The organism is Leptospira ognonensis (assembly GCF_004770745.1).
Classification (GTDB): domain Bacteria; phylum Spirochaetota; class Leptospiria; order Leptospirales; family Leptospiraceae; genus Leptospira_A; species Leptospira_A ognonensis.
This window is the reverse complement of sequence record NZ_RQGD01000005.1, coordinates 108,253-132,160: the sequence shown is the minus strand read 5'-3', so window position 1 is coordinate 132,160 and position 23,908 is coordinate 108,253. Positions and strand designations below refer to the sequence as shown.

The following is a 23,908-nucleotide window of genomic DNA, read 5'->3' as shown; positions in this document are numbered from 1 at the left end:
CTATTATAAGTCTAAGTTCGCAACTTTATAAGAATTCTCTTCGATGAATCGGCGTCTAGGTGAGACGTCATCTCCCATTAATACGTTAAAAGTGTCTTCTGCTTCCACAAAATCCGCTAATTTAACTTGTAACATCACTCTGGCTTTCGGGTCCATAGTCGTCTCCCAAAGCTGCTCTGGATTCATTTCTCCTAATCCCTTATACCTTTGTATGACTACCTTATCATTGGGACGACCTTTTAAGATTTCTTCTTTCTCACGATCAGAATAAACGTAAATTGCTTCTCGTCCAAATTTAAGTTGGTATAACGGTGGTTGGGCTACATATAAACTTCCTCTTTCGATGATTGCCTTCATATATCTAAAAAAGAAAGTTAAAAGCAAAGTTCTAATGTGAGATCCGTCGACATCAGCATCAGTCATGATGATCACTTTGCGATATCTTAATTTCTCTACGTTAAATTCATCGTCGCCGATACCTGTACCCATTGCAGAAATTAAGGTTCTGATTTCTTCATTCGCAAATATTTTGTCTAAGCGAGATTTTTCTACGTTAAGAATTTTACCTTTCAACGGAAGGATCGCTTGAATGTGACGATCTCGTCCTTGTTTCGCAGACCCACCGGCTGAATCTCCCTCAACTAAAAAAAGTTCACAATGTTCGGGATCTCTCTCTGAGCAGTCAGCCAATTTTCCTGGCAATCCCCCGCCCTCTAATACTGTCTTTCTTCTAGTAAGATCACGTGCCTTTCTTGCCGCCTCACGCGCCTTTGATGCAAGTATACCTTTTTCTAGGATCTTTTTTAAGACAGCAGGATTTTCTTCAAAAAATAAATTCAAACCTTCTGCTGAAATCGTTTGCATCAACCCTTTCACTTCTGCATTGACAAGCTTTTCTTTTGTTTGGGAATTAAACTGTGGTTGAGGAATTTTAATCGAAATTACAGCGCAAAGACCTTCTTTTACATCATCTCCAGTAAAACCGTTAGGTTGTTTTTTGAAGAGGTTTTGGTCTTTTTTTAAATGATCATTGAGTGTTCGAGTCAATGCGGCACGAAAGCCTTCTAAGTGGGTTCCACCTAAGTTGTTATTGATGGCATTCGTAAAACAAAATACGTTTTCAGAATAAGTGTCACAATACTGAATCGCAATTTCAGCCCAAACATTTTCCTTTTCTCCCTCGAAATGTAATACCTTATGAAGAGGATGTTTAGACTCTGTTAGGTATTCCACGAATGAAACAATTCCACCCTCGAACTTAAATTCGTGTTTTGCGATGTCTTCTCTTCTTCGATCCTCTATTCGGATCAATAGCCCCTTATTTAGGAATGCGATTTCTCGAAATCTAGAAGTTAGTGTTTCAAATACGTACTCGGTTGTAGTAAAAATAGAACTATCTGGTAAAAAACGAACCGTTGTTCCGTGACGATCCGTGTCTCCGATGATTTTTACATCCTCTACTGGAATACCCGTTAAATATTTTTGGTAATGAATTTTCCCGCTCTGGTGTACTTCTACTTCCAGCCAGGTAGACAATGCATTAACGACAGAAACGCCAACACCGTGTAATCCACCTGACACTTTATAAGCATCATTCTCAAATTTTCCACCCGCATGAAGTATCGTGAGAACAACTTCTATCGTTGATTTTCCTTTATCGGGATGGATCCCTGTGGGGATCCCTCGACCATTGTCTTTAACTTCGATGATGTTTTCTGGTAAGATTGCGACGTCGATTTCAGAACATTGTCCGGCCATCGCTTCGTCCACAGAGTTGTCAACAACCTCATAAACCATTTTATGTAGGCCTGTCTCATCCTGGGTGCCAATATACATCCCAGGTCTCTTTCTAACTGCCTCTAGACCTTCTAGAATCTTAATTTTTGAGGCTGTATACGTATTTTGAGAAGGGTCGTTTGTCATGAAAAAATCTTATATCCTATTGGAAGTATCCTCAGACTTGCCCTTAAGGGCAAGTGAAAACATCATTTGATAGCAATACTTATTTCTTCAGATTTGGAGAATTGCCGGCGCGGAAGATTATTTTTTTGATAGAAATGGGAAGCTTCTTATCCAGTATTTTTCGAAGGATTTCAGACCTTGCAAAATCCAATTCTTGGGCAATTAAAGAGTGTTTGCAGGATACTAGTAATTTTCCATCCTTTAAACTCTGTGGCAATGAAGAATCGCCTAGAACATCTCCCACAAGATCATTCCAATCACGACGAATGATTTTTAAAGTTTGATCGGCAAAGATTTCTTCTTTATCAAAAGTAAAATTTTCTAAGCTTTGAAATAGATCTGCAAGTTCAATTTTTTTCATACTCGTTAAACCTTTGTTACTTTTCCATCGCGAACTTCAAAAATTTCTCTGTCTAAATCTTTACTTCCGATATACTCCTTTATGCCTTCTAAGTCTGTCGTAGTAAAAAATACTTGTCCACACTCGGATATCAAATTCACGAAATATTCTCTACGTTTTACATCGAGTTCTCTAATAATGTCATCTATTAATAGAACGGGAGCCTCACCTGTTTGATCTCTAATCATCTGAAATCCTGCAGTCTTTAAGGCGATGACGGCACTTCTCTTTTGACCCTGCGAACCAAAATGGCTCAAATCTTTATCCTCAAATCCAATTGGGATATCATCTCGATGGTTTCCACAACTTGTATAACCAATTGCAAGATCTTTACGTAAATTTCGCTTTAATTTTTCAAGGTGTTCCTCCTTATTTGAAACATTTGGTTTGTAGGCGATCTGAAATTGATCCTTACCTTGACTTAAAGAAATCAGATTTTTGTAGAAATATTCACTTAGTTGATCTATGGTTCGTTTTCGCTCTTTAGAAATTTCAGCTTCTCTTTCTATGAGAGGAGCATTCCATATCTCAATTTCTTTTTCTGTCGCATTATCTTTTTTTAAGGCTGAATTTCTCTGCTTTAAGATATGATTGTATTCAATGAGATGATTTAAATACCCGGAGTTGGTTGAAGAAATAAAAGCATCAATGTATTTTCGTCTCTCTATATTACCCGCCTCAATAATTTTAATGTCAGGCGGACTTAAAATAACAGATCTAAAGAATCCGACAGAGTCTGAAATTCTCTTAACTAATTCCCCATTAATTTTAATTTTTTTTCTCTTTGAAATGGGTCCATTTTGAATTCCAAATTCAAATAGATAATCTTCATTCCCAGCTTCGAACTCGGCTTTAACGAATGTAAAAGGAGAATCCCACATGAGCAATTGGTTCTCATCTGATTCTCGAAAACTTTTAAGATAAGATAAAAGTGAAATAGATTCCAGGACGTTAGTTTTTCCTTCTCCATTATTGCCAATGAAAAAGATTAAACGGGATTTAAATTCTAAATTTGTTTCGCTATGATTTCTAAAGTTTGTAAGCGAGATACGCTTTAAATACATTAGAGTTTCATGGGCATAATTACTGAAACAAAATCACTGTCTGAGGGGTCTTTAAAAAGAACTGGCGCACTCGAGGAAGAAAATTCTAGAATGACTTCTGGATCATCAATGACTTTAACAACATCACTCAGATAATCACCTTTAAACGCGATCGTTATCTGTTCACCAGAATATTCAACTGGCATATTATGATCAAACATCATCGTTCCCGGGTTAGATGAACTTATATTAACATTTCCATTTGAGAAAATTAATCTTATTTGCTTAGATGGTTCTTCTGCTGATATCAATGCCTGTTTTAAGAATGTGAGAAAATCTGCTTTAACGATCCTAACTGATTGTGATGCTTGTTTTGGAATCACTTGTTCATAGTCCGGAAAATTACCATCGATCAATTTAAATAATAACTCAATATTTCCAGAAGATACATAAATCTGTTCTTCAATGAATCCTATTTTTGCAGTTTCTTTTCCTTCCATCATTTTCAGCATTTCTCTCACAGCTTTATGTGGAATGATCACTCCATTTTTAAACGGGAATTCTTTTGGAAATTTTCTAACAATTTTTGATAAGCGTCTGCCATCCGTTCCTACAACAATTAAATCCGTGTTTTCTGGTTTTAAAAATAATCCATTAAATACAAATCTTGTCTCTTCGACTGCCATTGCATAAGAAGTCTTTCTAAACATCTCTCTAATCGTCTGACACGGAAATTCAACAACGTTATCATCTGATACAACCGGAATCGTTTTTATGTCTTCCGAATCGATCCCGTTCACTTTAAATTTTGTATCCATTTTTCCGCTGGCATCTGTGATCAAAGTTTCTGAAGACTCATTATTTTCGTTAGTTGAAAGACTCGTCGTATCAAAATTCAAATTTTTAAAAATACTTGAAAGTTGTTTTGCGGGAAGGCTTGCGGATCCTTTTTGTCCGACTACTGAATTAACAGATGTTTTGATCGCAATTTCTAAGTCTGTCGCTGAAAGATAAACTGTAGAGTCAGAGGCTTGTATTTTTAAATTTGATAGTGCGGATTTAATTTCTCTAACAGAGATTACACCATCCACTGAATTGATTGCCTTTAAGAATTCCGTAGTATTGACAGTGAACTTCATATTCTTCCTCTTATTCTTTTTATATATTTATTAATATATATTATGTCGTCTTTGTTGTTTCTGTCAGTATGTCGATAAAGCCAGAATTCTTCAATTTTTATTGAATTATGTCTTATATTTTCATTCAATTTCATGTTCAAAGTTATGTCACTTTTACAGCTTTAATCATACATAATCCGAGAAACTTGGCTGTTATGTCCTATACACAACTTATGAACAGGATACAGACAAAGAAATTGACAACTATTGAAAGGAAATCTGGTGTTTTATCGACTGGTAAAGATCGGCAAGGTTTACATCGCCTGCCATCTTTTCTTGAATCTTATCGATCCCGTGGATCACGGTAGAATGCTGGGCTGAAAAAATCCGTCCGATTTGAGCCTTAGGTAAAGAAAGTATTTCATGTAGGAGAAACATACATAGGTGTCTAGGTGTTATAAAATCAGCCTTTCTACTTTTTCCCAATAGATCTTTTCTCGCAATGTGCATTCTTTCGCATAACAAATCGATAATTTGATCGGGATTATATCCTATCCTTTTTCGATTTGTTTGCAATCTAGCGTTCGCGATTTCCTTTATCTTATCCTCTGGCAGTACAAAATAATCGTAAGCTTTTTTGAAGAGGATCAAATCATTCATGATTCCGAGCAGAGCACGAGAGTCACCTTCGCTGTTTGCTCCAAGCCATGCCAGCATTTCATCACTCATAGGAATATCATACAATTTCGAATATTGCCGGAACATACCAATACGTAATTGGAGATCGTGTTCTTTGATATCGGCCTGCAAGCCGTGAACAAATCTTGATTTTAATCGGTCATGTAATGGTAATTCATAACTTGGTCTGTCGGAAGCGATTACTATCTGCCTTTTCCTTTCGTATAAAAAATTAAATAGAGCGAAGAACTCCTCTTGCGTCTTTTCTGCACTACTATTTAAAAATTGTATATCATCAAATAATAATACGTTATATGACTGGTATCTGATTTTGAAAGATTCTAAGCTATCTCTATTATTTTGTCTTACCGTAAAGATGAATTCATTCAAAAACGATATGCTATTTACGTAGCGAATGGTTTTCCAAGGATCTCTTCTTTTGATTTCATTTCCTATGGCATGCAAAAGATGCGTCTTACCGACACCTACCGGACCAAAAAGATACAAAGGATTGAATTTTGCAGGAGATTCACTGATGCTTTTTGCCGCTGTGTAAGCTAATCGATTGCTATCAGAGGTGCAATAATTGTCGAAAGTATATTCTTCATTCAACTCTGTATCGGATCCATCAAATCTGCTTTCGATGGCATCTTTCATCTTGAACGATGATTCTTCTTTATCGAGAAGTAAAATCAGTTTAAAGGATTCACCTTTGATCTGATAGGTTGCCGTTTCTATGGCTGAAGCATATTTTGCTTCCACATGTGTTTTGATTGCAGAGGAAGGGGCGGAGAGATAGATCTCTTGTCCTTCAAATTTCCGGAACTGCAAAGGCATTATAAAGTTTTTAAAATAAAATGGAGGTACGAGCTTTGACACTTCCTCTAAAATTTGTTCCCAGCTCAATTCCAATGATAAAATTCCTTTTTACAGACCGGGTACTATACTTCCATTCAGTAGGTAGAATTCAAATGAAAAATCGAACTCTGAATTAAAACAGGAAAAATGTCGCTGCTAAGTAAGAAAACTATGTCTCATGTACAGTTGAGGGAGATTGGTTTCACCTAACGAGAGTAGGTGCTTAGTTTTAGAAAGAGTTGGGATAATAGAAAATATTCAAGAGCCGGGATCCCATAATGCAATTTCGTCTTAAAATCAAGAATTGCTTGCACCTTTCGAATGTTAGAATCAAAATTTTCTGTTCTGTATTCAAAAATCAAAAGCAAACAGATCATTTCTAAAAAATCTACATTCTCAATTTTAATTTTTTTACCTTTGCGATCCGTCATTTGTTCGCGAACCCAGTTTTCTAATTTTAAGATTAGAATTTGGTCATGACAATGCTCTCTAACAACCTCATGCCATTCTTCAATGACATCCTCTGGTATTTCAAAAGGATTTAAAGATCCCCCATAATATTCTTTGAATGTCTTATCAAGTCCGCTCGTTAGAGATCGAATCATGTTTTGAGGAATGTAATGAAAAGGTATGCAGACAGCTCTTGATACGATTGTCTTTTTTAATTTATTAATATCGTTTACTATGAGTATGAATTTGGTATGATCCGGCGGTTCCTCAAATGTTTTGAGAAGAGTGGTTTCAGCCTCATTATTGATTCGTTGAGCCTCGGGAAACAGTACAATTCTTTTTTGTGAAACATGAGGTTTAAAAATAATTCTGTTTCCGAGTAACCACCGGATGGTAAACTCTTCAGGATCTTTATCCTTTCCAATGGCGATATTTTTATTTCTAGGGAACTGGATGAAATCTGGATGTTCCCCCCTCATAAATAATCTGCAAGATTCACAAATACCACAAGAGTTTTGGTCAATACAAAGCAATTGTCTCGAAAATCTTTCGGCCGCAAACCATTTGCCAACTCCATCTGGACCATGGAAAATCAATACTCCTGGAATCTTGTCTGGATGCTTTAAAAATGATTTTAAATAAGTAAGAGCAACCTCCTGACCCTTCACTTCATCCAACTGAAAATAATCAGGACTTACTTGCATATTCGCTTATCAGTAAACTGGCGTTAACCAAGACATATATTCAGATTTTTCGCCACGAACGATTTGAAAAAATAAAGTCTGTAATTGTTTAGTGATAGATCCAATTTGGCCCGCAGCAATTTTTCGGCGATCTACTTCTTTCACCCATGCTACCTGAACCCCTGTTCCTGAAAAAAAGATTTCGTCTGCAATGTATAGCTCTGATCGACTGATATCTCTTTCTGTTACTTTGATACCTAAGTCGGAGGCGATTGTTAGGATCGACTTTCTAGTGATTCCCTCGAGTATCGAAGAAACAATGCTAGGTGTCGATATTTCATTATTACGAACTAGGAAAATATTTTCAGCGGATCCTTCGGAAACAAAGCCTCGAGAATCTAAAAAGATAGCTTCATCCAAACCATTCTGTACTGCCTCGGATTTTGCCAGTGCAGAATTTACATACCCACCGCTTGCCTTAGCCAAAGTTGGTATTTGGTTATCAGAAAACCTTTGCCAAGTACTCACCATCGTAGTTAGCCCGTTTTGTGTATCGAGATAGTCATCCAACTTTAGAATGTAGATAGCAATTTCTGTTTTTACATCATGGAATCTGGGAGAGAGCTGCAGTGCCGATGTATAAATGATAGGTCTAATGTATATGTTTTGCTTATAGTTCGATTGTTTTAATAAATCTAAAGTAATGCTAACGAGTTCTCTCGGAGTTTTATCAAACTGCAATTGCATGATTTTCGCAGAATTCAATAAACGTTGGAAATGATCCTCAAGTCGGAACATAAAAAGATTCTGCTTACTTTCGTTGTAATACCCTCTGATGCCACCGAAGACAGCTGTGCCATACTGAAAGGCATGAGTTTGGATGCTGATGTTTGCTTCCTCGGCGGGAACGATCTTTCCTTCGAAATAGGATAAATTTTTTGTATTGGTGGTCATAGAGAATCCTGGACTTCCAGATTTTAGAACTTTCGTTTTTAGAAAATGAATTTTATCTTTTTTTCAATAGTAGGATGAGGCAGAAAATTTGTTATCGTTCTAGGTAGATGCAATTAAAGTTCATCGCATCTTAAGGATTGTTAGAAGACATAATATGAGTACACCTTTTTATCCTGATCGTTTTGATTGTATCGTTGTTGGTGCGGGGCACGCCGGAACCGAAGCTGCTTACATTTCTGCAAACGGTGGTTTGAGAACTTTACTCATTACCATGAATTTAGATACCATAGGACAGATGAGTTGTAATCCTGCGATTGGTGGGATAGCTAAGGGTCATATGGTCCGAGAAGTAGATGCACTCGGCGGCTTGATGGGAAAAGCCATAGATGCCACAGGCATCCAATTCAAAATGCTTAATACCTCCAAGGGTCCTTCTGTTTGGGCTCCAAGAGCACAAGCGGAGAAGAAACAATACCAACTTCATATCAAACATCAGTTAGAAAAAATTCAGAACTTATCTATAAGACAAGATACGGTAGAAGACTTAGTTGTGGAAGGAAATCAGATTGTCGGACTCATTACTGGACGTGGGTTTGAATTTAAAACCAATCATGTGATCCTTACGACAGGAACTTTTCTTTCCAGCGTCATCCATATAGGTACGTATCAAAAAGAATCAGGAAGGATTGGCGAGCCTACGACCAAAGGTCTTTCGGCCACGCTTGCTAGATTTCAATTTAGATTAGGACGTTTGAAAACGGGAACACCAGCACGAGTTCATAAAAATTCGATCAACATTCCTATCCTCGAAGAGCAGCATGGTGATGAATCTCCCAAACCATTTTCTTATTCTACAAAGAAAATCGAGAGAAGACAAATCCCTTGTTACATCACTTATACAAATGAGAAAACGCACGCATACATCCGTGAAAATTTGGAATTTTCTCCGATGTACTCAGGCCAAATCAAGAGCATTGGTCCTCGCTATTGTCCTTCGATAGAAGACAAGGTTGTCAGATTTGCGGAAAGAGAGAGGCACCAAATCTTTATTGAACCAGAAGGATACGATACGAATGAAATGTATTTGAATGGTGTTTCTACTAGTTTACCAGAAGAAGTGCAATGGAAGTTTTTAAGAACAGTACGTGGCCTTGAGGAAGTTGAGCTCATGCGTCCCGGTTATGCAATTGAATACGATTTTGTAGATCCGACAGAACTATTTCCTACTCTTGAAACCAAAAAAATAAAGGGTCTCTTTCATGCAGGTCAGATCAATGGAACGACAGGTTATGAAGAAGCAGCCGCACAAGGTTTAGTTGCGGCCTATAACGTGATCCAATCATTCAAAAAGGAAGGACCCATTCTATTTCCAAGAAGTGAATCTTATATCGGTGTGCTTGTTGATGATCTTGTCCATAAAGGCGTTGAGGATCCGTATCGTATGTTCACAAGTCGTGCAGAATATCGTCTACTTTTAAGACAAGATAACGCTGACCAAAGGTTGATGAAGTATGGATTTGAGATGGGCCTTGTAAAAGAAGAAACCTTTGAAGCGATGAAGGCAAGATATGAACGTATAAATATTTTAAAAAATCAAATCCTTACATTGCCCATGAAGCCCTCTATTGAACTTACAAAACTTTTGGAAACAAGAGGCATTCTAAATTATAAATTTGGTCACACGGTGGCATCGTTTCTGAAACGTCCCGAAATCAAAATCCAAGATTGTGAGATTTTACTCCCTGAGTTAAAAGACCTTTCTGAGGAAGACCAGGCAGTCCTTGAGATGGAAATTAAGTATGAAGGATATTTAAAACGTGAACTAGAAACGATCGAATATCGTAAAAAATTTCTAACTCTTCCCATCCCTGAAGATTTTAATTACGGAAGTGTGAAAGGATTGAAGACGGAAGCAGTTTTGAAATTAGAAAAACATAGACCCATGAATTTAGAAAAAGCTGCTCACATTTCCGGAGTTGATCCATCGGATGTGGACCTTCTCTTGTACCATCTTGTGGAAAAAAAATAAATCAAGATCTCGTCTCTCGCTTATTTACCCGGTCTTTCTGTGAGGAGATTGAGTTCAGTGGGACAGTAGGAACGAATGATATTGTTTCGATTTTAACAGATCACCGAAGACCTACTCCCCTTGAATCTAATCTTTTTTTGATACTTTATTTTTGCTCTTATCTTCGAACACAAGCGTGTGTGTTTTTTCAATCATCCATGTATCACCTTGTTTCACGTGAAACGTAAAACTCTCAAGGGATCCGTCAGATTTGTATTTTAATTTATGAACACGGTGGACATCACCTTGGAAAAATTCTCTTTCTACAAGGTTACCTTTTGAATCATATTTGAAATGAATTTCACCTAGGGTCTTCTTTTTATCATCAAGCAGTGTTTGAATATGCACATTAGGTCTTTTGGGATCGATGATAAATTTGAAAGACTCGATATCATTCGATTCTGAATTTTTACCTTCACCCGAAATGATCGAACCGTCTTTGTCAGCTGTGAGATGATACTGGATTTGGATTTTTCCTTCTCCATCCCGGGTGATGAGTTTATTCAGAGTTTTGTTTTTATAAAAATATTCTTTTTTTTCGACGAGAGTGTCGTTTGCACCGTAACTTTCTTCCGCGATGATGTTTCCTTCTTTATAACGAAAGACTGTTTTTCCGTCGGACTTACCTTCTTTGTCAGAATATGTTTCCTGAATCAGATGCCCATTTTCATCATAAGAGTATTCTGCAACATAGATCACCACCCCTTCTCCATTTCGGATGATTTCTTTCGAGGGTCCGTTGTTTGCTTTGCTTAAAGTAAATTGATCTTTGTAGGACCATTTTCCAGGTGTATAGGCAAGGAGGGGGATGTTAATAAAAATAAAGAAAAGAAAGATAGATTTCATAGAAAAGATTTCTCCTAGATATCGCATCGACTAATTTCAGAAATTAAGTAACTGAATTATGTCAGAAAAAAAAGCGCTCGAGCAATTAAAAGATTATGTCCCACAACTCATCCTCTTACTGGAATCAGATTTTCAATGGGATCGTATTGATCGTTATCTTGGATTTTTAAAGAGAGAAAATGAAAAGGGTGGATTCTTCTCGAAACAGGATGCGACCGTCATCTTGGAAAGACATGTCCTTGATTGTTTGGTTTACGTTTGGAGACTAAAAGAAGAAGGCTTTGTTTCACGTGAAACAGATTTGGTCGATGTTGGAACAGGCCCTGGTTTGCCTGGGTTTCTATTTACTTGCCTTAAAGAAACTCCGAAGTCCGTCACCCTTCTTGATTCACAAAGAAGGAAACTCGGTTTGCTTGAAGAGGAAGTTTCGCTTAGAGAATTGTCTGATGTCAATGGTAAGATTCACTTTATGTATGAACGTGCAGAAGATGTAAGAAAGAAATTCGACGTTGTTACTTCACGCGCTGTCGTACCTTACCCTTATCTCGCGGAAGTAGTAACAAACTTAGTCAAGAAGAAAGGTATATTATGTCCCTTCTTGGGCCAGATTCGTTTTGATGAAAAAATAGAAGAACGAGTTCTTTCTTACTCTGGCTTTAAAATTAAAAAACAAATGGAGCTTTCGGAATTAAGCTTTTTAGGAAAGAGACATATCAAGATACTGCAAAAGGATTCAGAACCAAAACCTGGCTATCCCAGACCTTGGAAGGAAATCGTAAAGGAGACTAAGCAATCGAATGGGTAAAATCGTTTCAATCAGCAATCAGAAAGGTGGAGTTGGTAAGACAACAACAGCGATCAACTTAGCGTCAAATCTGGTTGAGCTAGGAAAAAAAATCTTACTCGTTGACATAGACCCCCAAGGCAACTCAGGCTCAGGTCTCGGGCTTGAAGTACAATCAATCCAAAAGACAACTTATGAACTTCTCATTGGTGATCTATCCGCTAGAGAAGTGACTCATAAAACTTTTGTTCCTAATCTTGATATCATTCCTGCGAACATTAACCTTTCAGGATTGGAGGTTGATTTTCTGGGAATCGACAAAAAGGAATTCAAACTTAAAGACGCGCTCGCAAGCATTCAAGCAGACTATGATTATATTTTAATTGATTGCCCGCCTTCACTTGGCGTTCTCACGATCAATGCATTGTGCGCCTCTCAATCAGTGATGATCACTCTACAAACCGAATACTTTGCCCTGGAAGGTTTGTCTCAATTGATGCGAATCATATCTCTCGTACAAAATCAATGGAATCCAAGTTTGGAGTTAGAAGGTGTACTGCTTACGATGTATGATAAGAGGACAAATTTAGCAAACCAGGTAGCGGAAGATGTCCGAAATTATTTCAAAGAGAAAGTATACCAAACCATCATCCCTCGTAACATTAAATTATCGGAAGCACCGTCTTTCGGTAAACCGATCAATCATTATGATCCCGATGGCATTGGGGCAAAAAGCTATCGTAGTCTGGCAGAAGAAATTGTAGGAATGGGTTAATATCGTGGCACTTGGAAAAGGAAAAGTTTTGGGTCGCGGTCTGAGCAACCTGATTCCCGTTAATGAAAAAAATGAAGAAATTTCTAAGGAGGAGATGAATGGACTCCGTGAAATCAAACTAACAGAGATTCAGCCAAATCCTCACCAACCGAGAAAACATTTTTCTCAAGAAGCCATCCAAGAATTATCTGTTACCATCCAACAGCATGGCGTCATCCAACCTATCGTTGTGCAAAAAAACAATACGGGAGCCGGGTTCATTTTAATATCTGGTGAGCGGAGATTGCGTGCCTGCAAATTGGCAGGTTTTATAAAAATTCCCGCGATCGTTAAAGAAGTATCAGAAGCAGATATGATGGAGCTTGCTCTTATCGAGAATCTCCAAAGAGAAGATCTCAATTCTTTGGAAGAGGCGCAGGCATACCAAAACCTTATCGACAAACGGGGATTAAAGATTACAGATCTTGCAGCAAGAGTAGGTAAGAACCGTTCCACAATTACGAATTTAATTCGTCTCCTTGGACTTCCGAAACAAGTGCAAGATTGGATAAAAGAAGGAAAAATATCCGAAGGTCAGGCTCGTCCTGTATGCTCGCTACCTGATGCGCGAAAACAAATTGAAGTCGCAACGAAGATCATTGCTGAGAATTGGACGGCTCGAGAAGTTGAAAATTTTGTTTCCAATATTCTGAATCCTGATAAGAAATCCAAGAATGAAGCTGGTGGTGGAAAAGATAAAGATGCGAGCATCGTTAAGTTGGAAGGGAAACTTCGAAATAAATACAGTTCAAAAGTCGAAATTTCCCACAACGAAAGCAATGGCAAAGGAAAAATAGTATTCTCTTATGGTAACCTATCTGATATGGAACGTCTGTTAGAGCTCCTCGGTTTGAAATTGTAAACTCGCGAGCCTAGCGTATAGGTCGCTATTTTTCAGAAGCTCCTCATGGGTTCCTTGTGAATCTACCCTGCCCTGATTTATGACAATAATTTGATCACTTCTTACAATGGTGGCCAGTCTATGCGCAATGATGAGTGTCGTTCGATCTTTCATTAGCTCATCGAGTGCCTTTTGAACCATACGTTCTGATTCAGAATCTAAGGCTGATGTTGCCTCATCTAATAAGAGAATTTTTGGATTTCTTAAAATAGCGCGTGCAATCGCAATTCTCTGCTTTTGACCTCCGGAGAGTCGAGCGCCCAGATGTCCTAAATCTGTATCCCAGCCATCCGTAAGTTGTGAGAGAAATTCTGTTACATAGGCTTGTTCGGCGGCAATTTTGACTTCCTCAAAAGATGCACTGGGATTTCCGAAAAGAATATTCTCACGAAGGGTTCCAGAAAATAGAACTGGCTGTTGCGGTACAAATCCTATGAGTGAACGCAACTGTTTCAATGTAACTGATCTGATATCAGTTTCATCTATTTTGATTTTACCAATGGAGGGATCATAGAAGCGTAAAATTAATTCGAATAGTGTTGATTTTCCACCACCTGAAGGACCAACTAGAGCAGTCGTTTTGTTAGCAGGGATCATCAGATTAAATTGATCAATGGCGTTACGATCAGGTCTTGAAGGATAATGAAAACTCAGATTTTCAAATTGTATTTGGCCAGATGTTGGAAACGGGAAAGATATCGGATCTTCAGGATCAAGAATATTTGATTTCGATTCTAATAATTCCATAAGTCGCTCGGTCGCGCCAGCAGCTCTTTGTAAATCGCCGAGGACTTCTGAGATGGCTCCGAGTGAACTAGCAACCATAATCGCATAAAAAGCAAAAGCAATCAGTTCTCCACCCGTGATTTTCCCATTTAGAACATCCATTCCCCCAACCCATAACATGAAACTGATTCCAACTAATATTAGTAATATGACTGTCGCAATTAGTAAGGATCTTTGTTTGATTCGAGAAATTGAAACGGCGAAAGCATCCTCGACTGTGATTTTGAACTTATGTTTATCTATCTCTTGGTGGAAGAAACTTTGGACTATTTTAATATTGAATAGACTTTCACTCACGAAGGAGCCTACGCTTGCAATTTTATCTTGTGTATCTCGAGAGAGATTTCGCACTCTTCTTCCGTAATATAGAATCGGAAACACAATAAATGGAACGGAGAGTAAAACGATGACTGTTAACTTAACATTTGTAATAAATAAGAAAATAATACCACCAATGAACATAAGTATGTTCCTGAGAGCTATGGAGGCCGAGGAACCGATGACTGATTGCAAAAGTGTTGTGTCGGTAACAATTCTTGATTGGATTTCACCTGGAGAATTAGATTCAAAAAAACTTGGATGCATTTCGATGACGTGAGCAAAAACATCATAGCGAATATCTGAAGAAACTCTTTCGCCTATCCAAGAGACTAAATAATGCCTGAGATAGGTTCCGCAAGCGAGTAGGATTCCGATAAAAATAATGGCAACCAAGGAAACGGCTAGTTCCTTTTCGGAACGGGCTGTGAAACCAGCGTCAACTAAATGACGAAGTCCTTGTCCAAGAGAAAGTGTGACCCCGGCGGTAAAGAGGAGAGCTATGGAAGAAACAAAAATTTGTAAGCGGTAAGGAGCTAGATATCTGAAAGTATTTTTAAGAACATTTAAATTTTTACTCTTCGGTCTGTTGGAATCGCGCAATGAATTATCCTTTTAAGTCAATCAATAGACCCCGGATCTCATCCAATTGTTTCAAAATACCGAAAGCCGAATTTGTTGGTGAAAACATCGTATTGGCGAGTAGATCAAGTTTATCGTCTATGATTTTCACATAGCGAATGTCTTTCGTATCATTGCGACCACGTGCTGGAGCTTGGATTACCTTATAGTTTTTCTTTAATATCAACTCTGCAATTTGTTTGATATGTTTTTTGTATTCACTAAGATTTTTATGGTTCGGATTTGCGATGAGCGCCTTTTCCAAATCAGGAAGATCCTTCCATAGCTCATTGAGTTCCCTGGTGCTTTCTTGGTTGGAAGGTACGATAGATTCTAGGATATCTAAGAAAGTCTGATGAGAAGGTACGGATTCCTTTTCCTTCAATCGGTCACTCGCATTTTTGCGCGAGGATGTAGACGATGGTTTGCTTTGGGTTGTCTGTACGAACATATTCCTCTCTCTAGTGGCGAGTAGGATTGACCGTACACTTTCCGTGAAAAATGACACCCTCTTCGACTATAAGTCTTGGGGTTACGATATCACCATCGAGTCGGCAACTTGATAAGAGTGTCACTCTCTCTGTTGCAAAGATATTCCCGCGGATTTCACCGCCGGCAACTACCACTCGCGCTTTGATATCTGTATCGACGATTCCCGTCTTTCCAATGAGTACCTTTCCTTCTGTTTCGAGCACACCACGGAATTTTCCGTCGATTCGTATCAAGCCAGGAAATTTAAACTCACCGGTAAATTCAGCACCCTCACCGATGACACTATTGATTAAAAACTCTTCTTCGTGTTGGTCTTTAGACATTATTCTTGGATTTGATTGAGAAATGAAAATGGATTGAGAGCTTGCGTCCCGACATGGACTTCATAATGTAAATGATAAACTGGATTCTCTGGAGTCTTACCTACGTAACCAATGACATCACCTTTTGAAATCTTTTCGTTCTTTTTGACTTTCACTCGGTCAAGATTTGAATAGATTGTTTTCCATCCGAATCTGTGAGCAAGTTTGATATAATAACCAGTCGCAGGCGAGAAACCAGAATCGAAAACAATGCCAGGAGCCGTTGCTAGAACTTCTGCACCAGGAAAGGATCCGATATCCAATCCTTTATTCATTTCCTCTTTTCCAGTGATCGGAGATAAATACTTACCAAATGGGAATAAGACGTAACCTTTTGTAGGCCAGATCGAAGGCGTATTTCTGATGATGCTCTTTCTTTTTTTGATGAGCTTGATGATTTCATCAGATAGTTCCGATGAAAGTTTTAGGTTATGTATGTCCTCTTTGATTCGGAAGGATTCATCCGTTATGTCAGTTTGAGGAGACCCTTGCATGGAAAGGAATTGATTGGAACCACCCATACCCTTTGAAACTCTCGATGGATCTCCACCAAGTTTGATGTAGAGACTGGAAATCTTTTCGTAGTAGTATTGGATGGTTTCATGAAGAGAATTAACCTCTTCTTTCATCTTGGATGATTGTCGAATGAAGTCTTTATTCGTTAAGTTGAGTTCTGTTAGTTGGTGGACTGAGCCACTATGTGAAAGTACGTTAACGGCACTGATGACAAGCAAGATCACAATGATGCCGATAAAGAAAGAAATTGTTTTATAGGAAATGACAAAATTCAAAGATTTTCGATCAGTATGGGGAATGACCATGATGGTCAGACGCTCGCGACCTTTTTTGTCCAAATCTTCATACCTTCTAGAAAGACGTAGCTTCCACTCTTGGAGCTTGTATCTAAGGCGGTAGAATATTAGGTTGAATCGCTGTTTAAAGTTCACTTTGATAACAAAATTTGGTCGGATAATGCAAAAGTTCTGCCTTACCCTTTATCTTTCGATTGAATTTTCATTTTCAATGAATGTTATTTGCAAATCCTGATCCATATGGCCTATTCTCTCATTGACACACACTGCCATCTAGACATAATCCAGGAACAAGGCCAAGAGATACGTGAATCTTTGGAGAAGTCGAAAGTTTCCGGTGTTCAGAAAATTGTTCAGATCGGGATTGATCTACCTAGTTCGGAAAAGGCAAAAAGTATTTCTAGGGATTTCACCGACAACGAATTGCAAATCCATTACACCCTGGGTTGTCATCCAACAGAAACGCATGAATTTCCAAATGCAGATGAAATACTAACTCTCGCAAATGACAGTCTGCTTGATCCTCTTTTTACAGGGATTGGTGAAATCGGGATGGATCTCTACCATAATGCAGAAAAAAGAAATGAGCAGAGAGAGGTTCTCGCAAAATTCTTGAACTACTCGAGCGAAAATCAGCTACCGGTCGTGATCCATTCTCGTGATGCCTTTCAAGATACGCTGGAGGGATTAGCGGAATATAAAGGAAAAGCTTTTGGAGTCATACATTGTTTTACCTATGACTATGAGAAGGGTAAAAAATTTGTAGATTTAGGTTACTACGTTTCATTTTCGGGAATCCTTGCATTTAAAAATGCAATCGAAATTCATGATGCCGCGAAACGATTACCTTTGGGAGCATTGCTAATTGAAACAGACGCTCCTTTCTTAGCCCCACCACCTTATAGAGGTAAACGAAACGATTCATCGAACATGCCGTTTATCCTAGAGCGAATGTTTTCATTGCGTGAAGAATCTAACGCAAAAGTTGAAGAGTCATTATTTAAGAATTCAGAAAAATTTATAAACAGAAAGGCATACTATGCTTGATATCAATCGTATCTTACAAAACCCTGAAGAACTTCTTTCTTCCTTAAAAAAACGTGGAGTGAATGCCTCTGACATTGAGGTGAAATTAAAAGAAGCATCAACGAAACAAAAACAACTCAAGCATGAAGCAGAAGAACTTCGTGCAGAAAGAAATCGTATCTCTAAAGAAATTGGCATCTTAAAATCCCAAGGAAAAGATATCGCAGAAATTTCCGCCTCCACCAAAGGTATGGGTGATCGTATCAAGGCAATCGAAGACGAGTTAGCTGCACAGGAAGAGTCTCTATTAGATTTAAACATAGGACTACCAAATATTTTAGACCCCTCCGTTCCAGAAGGTAAAAGTGAAGAAGATAATGTAGAAGTGAAACGGTGGGGAAAGATTCAGGAATATCCGTTTGGAGCAAAAACGCATTTTGATATCGGCGAGAAGATGGGCATTTTTGATTTCGAAAGGGGTGTTAAGCTAGCGGGAGCACGATTCTATACCTATCTGGGACTCGGGGCAAAACTAGAAAGAGCCTTGATGAATCTGATGCTCGATACGCATACATCTGAAAATGGTTATAAAGAAATGTGGGTACCTGTTCTTGTAAATGATGAGTCCATGACAGCCACGGGACAGTTGCCAAAATTTGCAGATGATTTTTATCGTTTAGAGAAGGACGGACTCAATTTGATTCCGACAGCAGAAGTGCCTCTGACAAATTATTATCGAGACGAAATCATAGGAGAAAAGGATCTTCCTATTTCCGTTTGTGCGCATACATCTTGTTTTCGAAGGGAAGCAGGTTCATACGGAAGAGACACGAGAGGTTTGGTTCGCGTGCATCAATTTCAGAAAGTGGAGATGGTGAAATTTACGACACCTGAAACTTCTGAAATCGAACATGAGAAAATGTTGGCGAGTGCAGAATCCATACTACAAAAACTTAATTTGCCTTACCGTGTGATGTTACTTTGCAGCCGCGATATATCCAGTGCCTCCTCAAAAACTTATGATCTTGAAGTTTGGATGCCTGGCTTGAATCGATTTATGGAAATTTCCTCCGTTTCTAATTTCAAAGACTATCAAGCAAGACGCGGAAAAATTCGATACAAAACGAAGGAAGGTAAAAACCTGCTCGTTCATACTCTAAATGGTTCAGGATTGGCACTCGGTCGGACACTGGCCGCTGTCATTGAAAACTACCAAATAGAGGATGGAACCTTCCTGATTCCAGATGCGCTCAAAACGTATTTGAGATAAACCAAAGAGCAGAAGGCCAAAGGTTCCGAATGCTCAAATATGTACTCATTCTCATCTCAATTCCAACCTGGCTTCTGGGTCAGGAAGCAGCTACGATTCTTGTGGAACCCATAAGAGGAAAAGTAAATACCTCCTTTCAGGAATTTGGACCTTCTCTTTCTCCCGATGCAAAAACTTTATATTTCTATTCCAAGCGGACAGCAAAAGGTTATACCGAAATATTTAAAAGCAAGTTGGAAGCCGATGGAGAATGGTCCTTTCCGGAAGAAGTAACAGAAGTTAACTCAGATTTTGATGACCAAAGTCCGTTTCTCACTCGTGACGGAAAAACCATGTATCTATCTTCAAATCGAGATGGCTCCGTTGAAGTAGAATTGGAAAACGGTAAGATAGGAATCTCGAGAGATCTTTTTGTTTCAAATTTACAAGCAGGGAAATGGTCTGCTCCAGTCCCGCTTTCGCGAAATATCAATACCGAAGAAATTGAAGAAAATCCGCATTCGTTAGGCGATATATTACTCTTTACGAGATATCCATTCGGAAAACCAGAGTTAGCTAAAATTTTTATTACGAAAAAATCAGGCGACGTTTGGTCGGATCCGAAGCCATTACCAGCCCCCATCAATGATGAACATGCGACAATTGCTGCTGCATTCAACGACGAAGGAACGATATTATTCTTTTCCTCGAATCGTCCTGGAGGATACGGCGGCTTTGATCTATATATGATGAAAATCGAGAACGGAAAATATAACAATTTAGAAAACTTAGGTAATGATATCAATTCCGACTCAGACGAAGGCTACATCATTTACCAGCAGGTTAAAAAAACTTTTTTGTTTTGCCGAAGAGTGGCAAATCGATCCTTTGATATATTTTCCGCCTCCATTCCGAAGAAACCAAATCTTATTGAAGAAGCACTGAAGGAAAATCAAAAGGTTTCAATTGATACCATTTATTTTGAACGAGCTTCCTCGAAATTAAAAAATGAATCTACCGCTTCGCTCGATAACATTGTAGATTACTTGCACGAGAACCCGAAAACCAAAATGAGAATCATCGGACATACAGATTTGATTGGTAATTTTGAAGACAACATGTCGCTATCAAAAGAGCGTGCAACGTCAGTTAAAGAGTATCTTATAAGGAAAGGAGTAGATGAGAGGCGTCTTGAAACGACGGGAAAAGGACCTTCTGAACCACTCATTGCCAAAACAGATGAAGAATCGTCGAAAAAAAATCGAAGAACAGAATTTGTCTTATTAGAAAAGTAATTTTCACTTGATTCCAGTCTTTAAATCATAAGAAATCTAAAAATCCTATGAAATTACTGGCTGGGTTTTTCTTTTACGTATTTTTGATTATCCCTTCGGTTCATGCACAATCAAGTCCGACCATTGACAAAATCAAAAAAACGAAAGTTCTTACTGTATCAGTGAATGAGTTCTATGATCCGTTTTATATTGAAAATGCCAAAGAAAATTATCCAGGATTGGATGTTGATATAGCTCAAGCTTATGCAAGCTTTTGGGATGTAGAGTTGAAGGTCATTCCTCTTCGAACTTTTGATCAGCATGCCAGGATGCTGGAAAAAGGAGAGACGCAAATCGCGTTAGCTGGATTATCGAGCTCCATTTTACGTTTCAAAGATGTATACTTTACCGATCCTTATTTAATCTCAACGCCATCCGCATTAGTTAGCCGAAGCATTCTTCCTCCAGAACCTGAGGGGCAAATCGTGACTGTCCAGTTATTTAGAACCATTATGGATTTACAAAGTGTTTCGGGGATTTCTTATTCCGTATTATCCAATAGTTCCAATCACCAATTTTTGAAAGAAACATTTCCAAAAGCTCAGGTCTTCTCTTATTTTACAAGTGAAGCTGCCTTTAATGAATTAAAGAAAAACAACGTGAATTGTTTTGTGGCAGACTCATTTTATATTATGGCTCTCTTACAAAAAAATCCTTCTTTGCGTGCCTCCTATTTACCAATCACAGGACTCGTGCAAGAAGAACATATCAGTATGGCTGTGGCCAAACGAGATGTTGAATTCCTTTATCATTTGAATTTTTTCATAAAAGAATTTAAAAGATCCGGAAAGATGCAAGTTCTTGTGAATAAGTATTTTAAATCGGATAAATGGGTTCAAAAAGAAGTTGAAAAATGAAAGGCTTACTTTTGTTCCTACTACTTCTTTATCCATTTTTAATTCACGCTGATGATGAGGAATCTCAACGTACGAACATCAATTTCAGTGGTTCCTTTAGGGTAAGAGGGACGAATGTAGGAAGAGATGTTCTCCTCACTAGACAAACTCCGGTTACTCCCGTTGTAGATCCATTAGGTGAGTATAATTCGAATTTACTGAGACAAGGAGAATTGATCAGTAATGATTTGGAGAGAAGAAGAGTAGGTCTTCCTTCGCAATTGACTCCTCGCAAAGAAGATATAAATTATTATGATACGCGATTCCTTTATAATATGAGCTTTTCTGCAGGTAAGTATGTGGAAGGTGTGTGGGGAATGCAAGTCGGTGACATTCCATTTGGCGGGAAGGGTTTAAGAGCAACAGGGCCAGATGGATTTGATCCCGGTATCGTCGGTCCTGGTGCTGGTGGAGAGAGAGGTAGAACTTCGGCTGTAAATGTACAGACAAACTTTCTTTATATCAATTTTAGAATTCCAGAATCAGCTCTTTTCATCAAGGTTGGGCAACAATTATTTTCATCACCTCAAGGAAGAGTTCTCTTTTCTACAGGAACAGGCGTTAGCATTCTTAAAAGTTTTCAGTTTTTGCGGCTCTCTTGGGAAGGCGGAATCTTACGAGCTAGAGATCAAAGTTTTCTAGATGTAGACAAGAATGGATTTGCAGATAAGAATTACCAGAACTCTAATATATTTTACAATCGCATGAAGATAGAATATTTTAGGAATATAAGAAATGAAGTTTATGCCTACTGGTTAGATGATAATGATAAAACCGATAATGAAACTTCACGTTTAGGTTGGTATGGACTCTTTAATGAATTTAATTTTCAAACTTTTTCCTTTTCTGTGCATGGCATTCTAAACACGGGAACTGTAAAAAAATTTAAAGAATTAAAAGATGCAAGTGATGTTACTATCTATAACACTACTAACCGGCACTTTATCAAAGGTGGACTTTATGATTTTCAATTCACTTATCGCTGGAGTGATTCATTAAATTTGAATTTAATTGCATTGGGTACAACAGGAAGACCTGGTTATAATGGGAATGGTGAGGAAGCAAATTTAAAAGGGAATGGGTATCGGACGTTAGCACCTGGATTTTCAATTTCAAATATTGCCACAGACTTTACGGGCGGTTATGCGTTATTCAATGGTTCGAGTTTTTCGGGTATAAACGAATACGGAACATTTGCAAACATTATAGCTTTTGGACCGTATCAATTTACGTTTGGTTACTATCAGCTTTGGGCTACAAAATCACCAGAAATTAAAATTAACAGAGAATTCTCAGAGTGGGCAGGATATAAAACTTCTACTTACCTCGGAATGGAATATAACTTTAATATACGCTACAACGTAACTTCCGACTTTCAAATTGTTTTTAGATCAGGCTACTTTGTGGCTGGTGATGCGCTATTTGTGTTACTAGATTCAAAGTATGGAAAGGTTCTTCGTGAGGCTTTTGTGACTTTTGAACATAGATTTTAGAGAGTAAGCCTGGATTTAATCGCCTTACCTAGAGTATATTGGTCTGAATATTCAATCGTTCCTCCGATTGTGATTCCATGCGCAATTCTAGAAATTCTAATGTCACGGTTCTTGAGTAGATTTGATAGATAAGAGGCAGTGGCATCTCCTTCTAATGTAGGATTTGTAGCAACGAGAACTTCTAAAATTTCTCCTTCATCTACTCTATGTATCAGCTCGTTAATTCTAAGTTGGTCAGGTCCGATCCCATCAAGAGGTGAGATGGATCCGTTCAATACATGATACTTTCCAAAATATTCTTTTGTATTTTCGATAAAAAAAATATCTTCAGGTTGCTCTACAACGCATACTATCGAAGCATCTCGCTTCGAAGATTCGCAGATATTGCAAATGGTTTCCTCTGTTAAACCACCGCAAATTTGACAAAAATGAAGCCTTTCCCTTGCCTCTTTAATTCCATTGATCCAAGATTGAAAGCTCGCGGGATCCATTCGTAAGACATGGAATCCAATTCTCGTCGCACTTTTTTTACCGATGCCAGGCAATAGGGAAAAAGAGGAAACTAGTTTCTGGAATTGATTTTCAGACAGACGGATTTCCACCTTGGTTCATTTGGTTCAGCATACTTTCCATATCTTTAGGATTAAATCCGAGAATATTTTTGACTTCATGGGCCATTGTTTCTTTCGATTTTCGTAATGCTTCATTGGTAGCTGAAAGTATTAGATCTTCTAACATTTTTGAATCATCAGCTTTAAACATAATGGGATTTATTTTGATATCTGTTATGTTTCCTTCACCTGAGGCCGTGACTTCAACCATTCCCGCTCCGGCAGATCCGATCACATGCAACTGCGCCAATCGCTTTTGCAATTCAGCTTGCTTTTCTTGCATGTTTCCTAATTGAGAAAATGCATCTTTCATTTGACGAACTTGATCAAATATTCCCATAATAAAAAC

23 protein-coding genes are annotated in these 23,908 nt (G+C 38.2%); 9 read left to right on the top strand and 14 right to left on the bottom strand.

Going from position 1 to position 23,908, the window contains the following annotated elements:
- Positions 1 to 3: 3 nt before the first annotated feature.
- From gyrB to EHQ58_RS01570, 7 genes are all read right to left on the bottom strand, one after another.
- On the bottom strand, positions 4 to 1,923 hold the full coding sequence (gene gyrB, locus EHQ58_RS01600; RefSeq protein ID WP_135621584.1) for a DNA topoisomerase (ATP-hydrolyzing) subunit B: 1,920 nt from the start codon (positions 1,921 to 1,923) through the stop codon (positions 4 to 6).
- 79 nt (positions 1,924 to 2,002) lie between these two features.
- A complete protein-coding gene (locus EHQ58_RS01595; RefSeq protein ID WP_135621583.1) occupies positions 2,003 to 2,323 on the bottom strand; it encodes a DciA family protein in 321 nt (106 codons plus the stop codon).
- A gap of 5 nt (positions 2,324 to 2,328) precedes the next feature.
- A complete protein-coding gene (gene recF, locus EHQ58_RS01590; RefSeq protein ID WP_135621582.1) occupies positions 2,329 to 3,426 on the bottom strand; it encodes a DNA replication/repair protein RecF in 1,098 nt (365 codons plus the stop codon).
- Positions 3,426 to 4,544: a DNA polymerase III subunit beta gene (dnaN, locus tag EHQ58_RS01585; protein WP_135621581.1), complete on the bottom strand. Its 1,119-nt coding sequence runs from the start codon at positions 4,542 to 4,544 to the stop codon at positions 3,426 to 3,428. Before dnaN ends, recF begins: the two co-directional genes overlap by 1 nt.
- A 243-nt stretch (positions 4,545 to 4,787) precedes the next feature.
- Positions 4,788 to 6,113, bottom strand: coding sequence for a chromosomal replication initiator protein DnaA (gene dnaA / locus EHQ58_RS01580; RefSeq protein ID WP_135621580.1), 1,326 nt, complete (start codon positions 6,111 to 6,113; stop codon positions 4,788 to 4,790).
- A 152-nt stretch (positions 6,114 to 6,265) separates the two neighbouring features.
- Positions 6,266 to 7,213: a hypothetical protein gene (locus tag EHQ58_RS01575; RefSeq protein WP_135621579.1), complete on the bottom strand. Its 948-nt coding sequence runs from the start codon at positions 7,211 to 7,213 to the stop codon at positions 6,266 to 6,268.
- A gap of 9 nt (positions 7,214 to 7,222) precedes the next feature.
- Positions 7,223 to 8,146: a branched-chain amino acid transaminase gene (locus EHQ58_RS01570; protein WP_135621578.1), complete on the bottom strand. Its 924-nt coding sequence runs from the start codon at positions 8,144 to 8,146 to the stop codon at positions 7,223 to 7,225.
- Positions 8,147 to 8,300: 154 nt separating this feature from the next.
- Between EHQ58_RS01570 and mnmG the strand changes: the two genes are divergently transcribed.
- Entirely contained in the window at positions 8,301 to 10,175 is a 1,875-nt protein-coding gene (mnmG, locus tag EHQ58_RS01565; protein ID WP_135621577.1) for a tRNA uridine-5-carboxymethylaminomethyl(34) synthesis enzyme MnmG, read from the top strand.
- Positions 10,176 to 10,301: 126 nt separating this feature from the next.
- On the opposite strand, the gene EHQ58_RS01560 is transcribed toward mnmG, so the two are convergent.
- Complete coding sequence (locus EHQ58_RS01560) at positions 10,302 to 11,060, bottom strand: hypothetical protein (protein ID WP_135621576.1); 759 nt, start codon at positions 11,058 to 11,060, stop codon at positions 10,302 to 10,304.
- 58 nt (positions 11,061 to 11,118) lie between these two features.
- Here EHQ58_RS01560 and EHQ58_RS01555 point away from each other — a divergent pair, with 58 nt between their 5' ends.
- From EHQ58_RS01555 to EHQ58_RS01545, 3 genes are read left to right on the top strand one after another with little or no spacing between them, the layout of a single operon-like run.
- The gene (locus tag EHQ58_RS01555) at positions 11,119 to 11,865 is read left to right on the top strand and encodes a 16S rRNA (guanine(527)-N(7))-methyltransferase RsmG (RefSeq protein ID WP_135621575.1); all 747 of its coding nucleotides are present in this window, start codon (positions 11,119 to 11,121) and stop codon (positions 11,863 to 11,865) included.
- A complete protein-coding gene (locus EHQ58_RS01550) occupies positions 11,858 to 12,619 on the top strand; it encodes a ParA family protein (RefSeq protein ID WP_135621574.1) in 762 nt (253 codons plus the stop codon). Before EHQ58_RS01555 ends, EHQ58_RS01550 begins: the two co-directional genes overlap by 8 nt.
- A gap of 4 nt (positions 12,620 to 12,623) precedes the next feature.
- The gene (locus EHQ58_RS01545) at positions 12,624 to 13,520 is read left to right on the top strand and encodes a ParB/RepB/Spo0J family partition protein (protein ID WP_135621573.1); all 897 of its coding nucleotides are present in this window, start codon (positions 12,624 to 12,626) and stop codon (positions 13,518 to 13,520) included.
- Here EHQ58_RS01545 and EHQ58_RS01540 read toward each other — a convergent pair.
- Genes EHQ58_RS01540 through EHQ58_RS01525 form a run of 4 tightly spaced genes read right to left on the bottom strand, consistent with a single transcriptional unit; the run spans position 13,494 to position 17,085 of the window.
- On the bottom strand, positions 13,494 to 15,266 hold the full coding sequence (locus EHQ58_RS01540; RefSeq protein WP_135621572.1) for an ABC transporter transmembrane domain-containing protein: 1,773 nt from the start codon (positions 15,264 to 15,266) through the stop codon (positions 13,494 to 13,496). The two genes, EHQ58_RS01545 and EHQ58_RS01540, sit on opposite strands and share 27 nt — an antisense overlap.
- Positions 15,267 to 15,270: 4 nt before the next feature.
- Positions 15,271 to 15,735, bottom strand: a complete 465-nt coding sequence (locus EHQ58_RS01535; RefSeq protein WP_135621571.1) for a YaaR family protein — start codon at positions 15,733 to 15,735, stop codon at positions 15,271 to 15,273.
- Positions 15,736 to 15,745: 10 nt separating this feature from the next.
- On the bottom strand, positions 15,746 to 16,099 hold the full coding sequence (locus EHQ58_RS01530) for a bactofilin family protein (protein ID WP_135621570.1): 354 nt from the start codon (positions 16,097 to 16,099) through the stop codon (positions 15,746 to 15,748).
- Positions 16,099 to 17,085: a M23 family metallopeptidase gene (locus EHQ58_RS01525; RefSeq protein ID WP_135621569.1), complete on the bottom strand. Its 987-nt coding sequence runs from the start codon at positions 17,083 to 17,085 to the stop codon at positions 16,099 to 16,101. The genes EHQ58_RS01530 and EHQ58_RS01525 overlap by 1 nt, the downstream gene beginning before the upstream one ends.
- A gap of 105 nt (positions 17,086 to 17,190) precedes the next feature.
- Here EHQ58_RS01525 and EHQ58_RS01520 point away from each other — a divergent pair, with 105 nt between their 5' ends.
- The 5 genes from EHQ58_RS01520 to EHQ58_RS01500 are packed head-to-tail and all read left to right on the top strand — an operon-like array spanning position 17,191 to position 22,948.
- Positions 17,191 to 17,997: a TatD family hydrolase gene (locus EHQ58_RS01520; protein ID WP_135621617.1), complete on the top strand. Its 807-nt coding sequence runs from the start codon at positions 17,191 to 17,193 to the stop codon at positions 17,995 to 17,997.
- Positions 17,990 to 19,246 carry a serine--tRNA ligase gene (gene serS, locus EHQ58_RS01515; protein WP_135621568.1) on the top strand — a complete coding sequence of 419 codons (1,257 nt, stop codon included), beginning with the start codon at positions 17,990 to 17,992 and terminating at the stop codon, positions 19,244 to 19,246. Before EHQ58_RS01520 ends, serS begins: the two co-directional genes overlap by 8 nt.
- Positions 19,247 to 19,275: 29 nt before the next feature.
- Positions 19,276 to 20,520: an OmpA family protein gene (locus tag EHQ58_RS01510; protein WP_135621567.1), complete on the top strand. Its 1,245-nt coding sequence runs from the start codon at positions 19,276 to 19,278 to the stop codon at positions 20,518 to 20,520.
- A 47-nt stretch (positions 20,521 to 20,567) separates the two neighbouring features.
- Positions 20,568 to 21,416, top strand: a complete 849-nt coding sequence (locus EHQ58_RS01505; RefSeq protein WP_135621566.1) for a substrate-binding periplasmic protein — start codon at positions 20,568 to 20,570, stop codon at positions 21,414 to 21,416.
- Entirely contained in the window at positions 21,413 to 22,948 is a 1,536-nt protein-coding gene (locus tag EHQ58_RS01500; protein WP_135621565.1) for a hypothetical protein, read from the top strand. The genes EHQ58_RS01505 and EHQ58_RS01500 overlap by 4 nt, the downstream gene beginning before the upstream one ends.
- On the opposite strand, the gene recR is transcribed toward EHQ58_RS01500, so the two are convergent.
- Positions 22,945 to 23,550: a recombination mediator RecR gene (gene recR / locus EHQ58_RS01495; RefSeq protein ID WP_246047025.1), complete on the bottom strand. Its 606-nt coding sequence runs from the start codon at positions 23,548 to 23,550 to the stop codon at positions 22,945 to 22,947. The genes EHQ58_RS01500 and recR overlap by 4 nt on opposite strands.
- Positions 23,531 to 23,893 (bottom strand): YbaB/EbfC family nucleoid-associated protein, encoded by a 363-nt coding sequence (locus tag EHQ58_RS01490; protein WP_210412767.1) that lies wholly within the window; start codon positions 23,891 to 23,893, stop codon positions 23,531 to 23,533. The genes recR and EHQ58_RS01490 overlap by 20 nt, the downstream gene beginning before the upstream one ends.
- Positions 23,894 to 23,908: the final 15 nt, after the last annotated feature.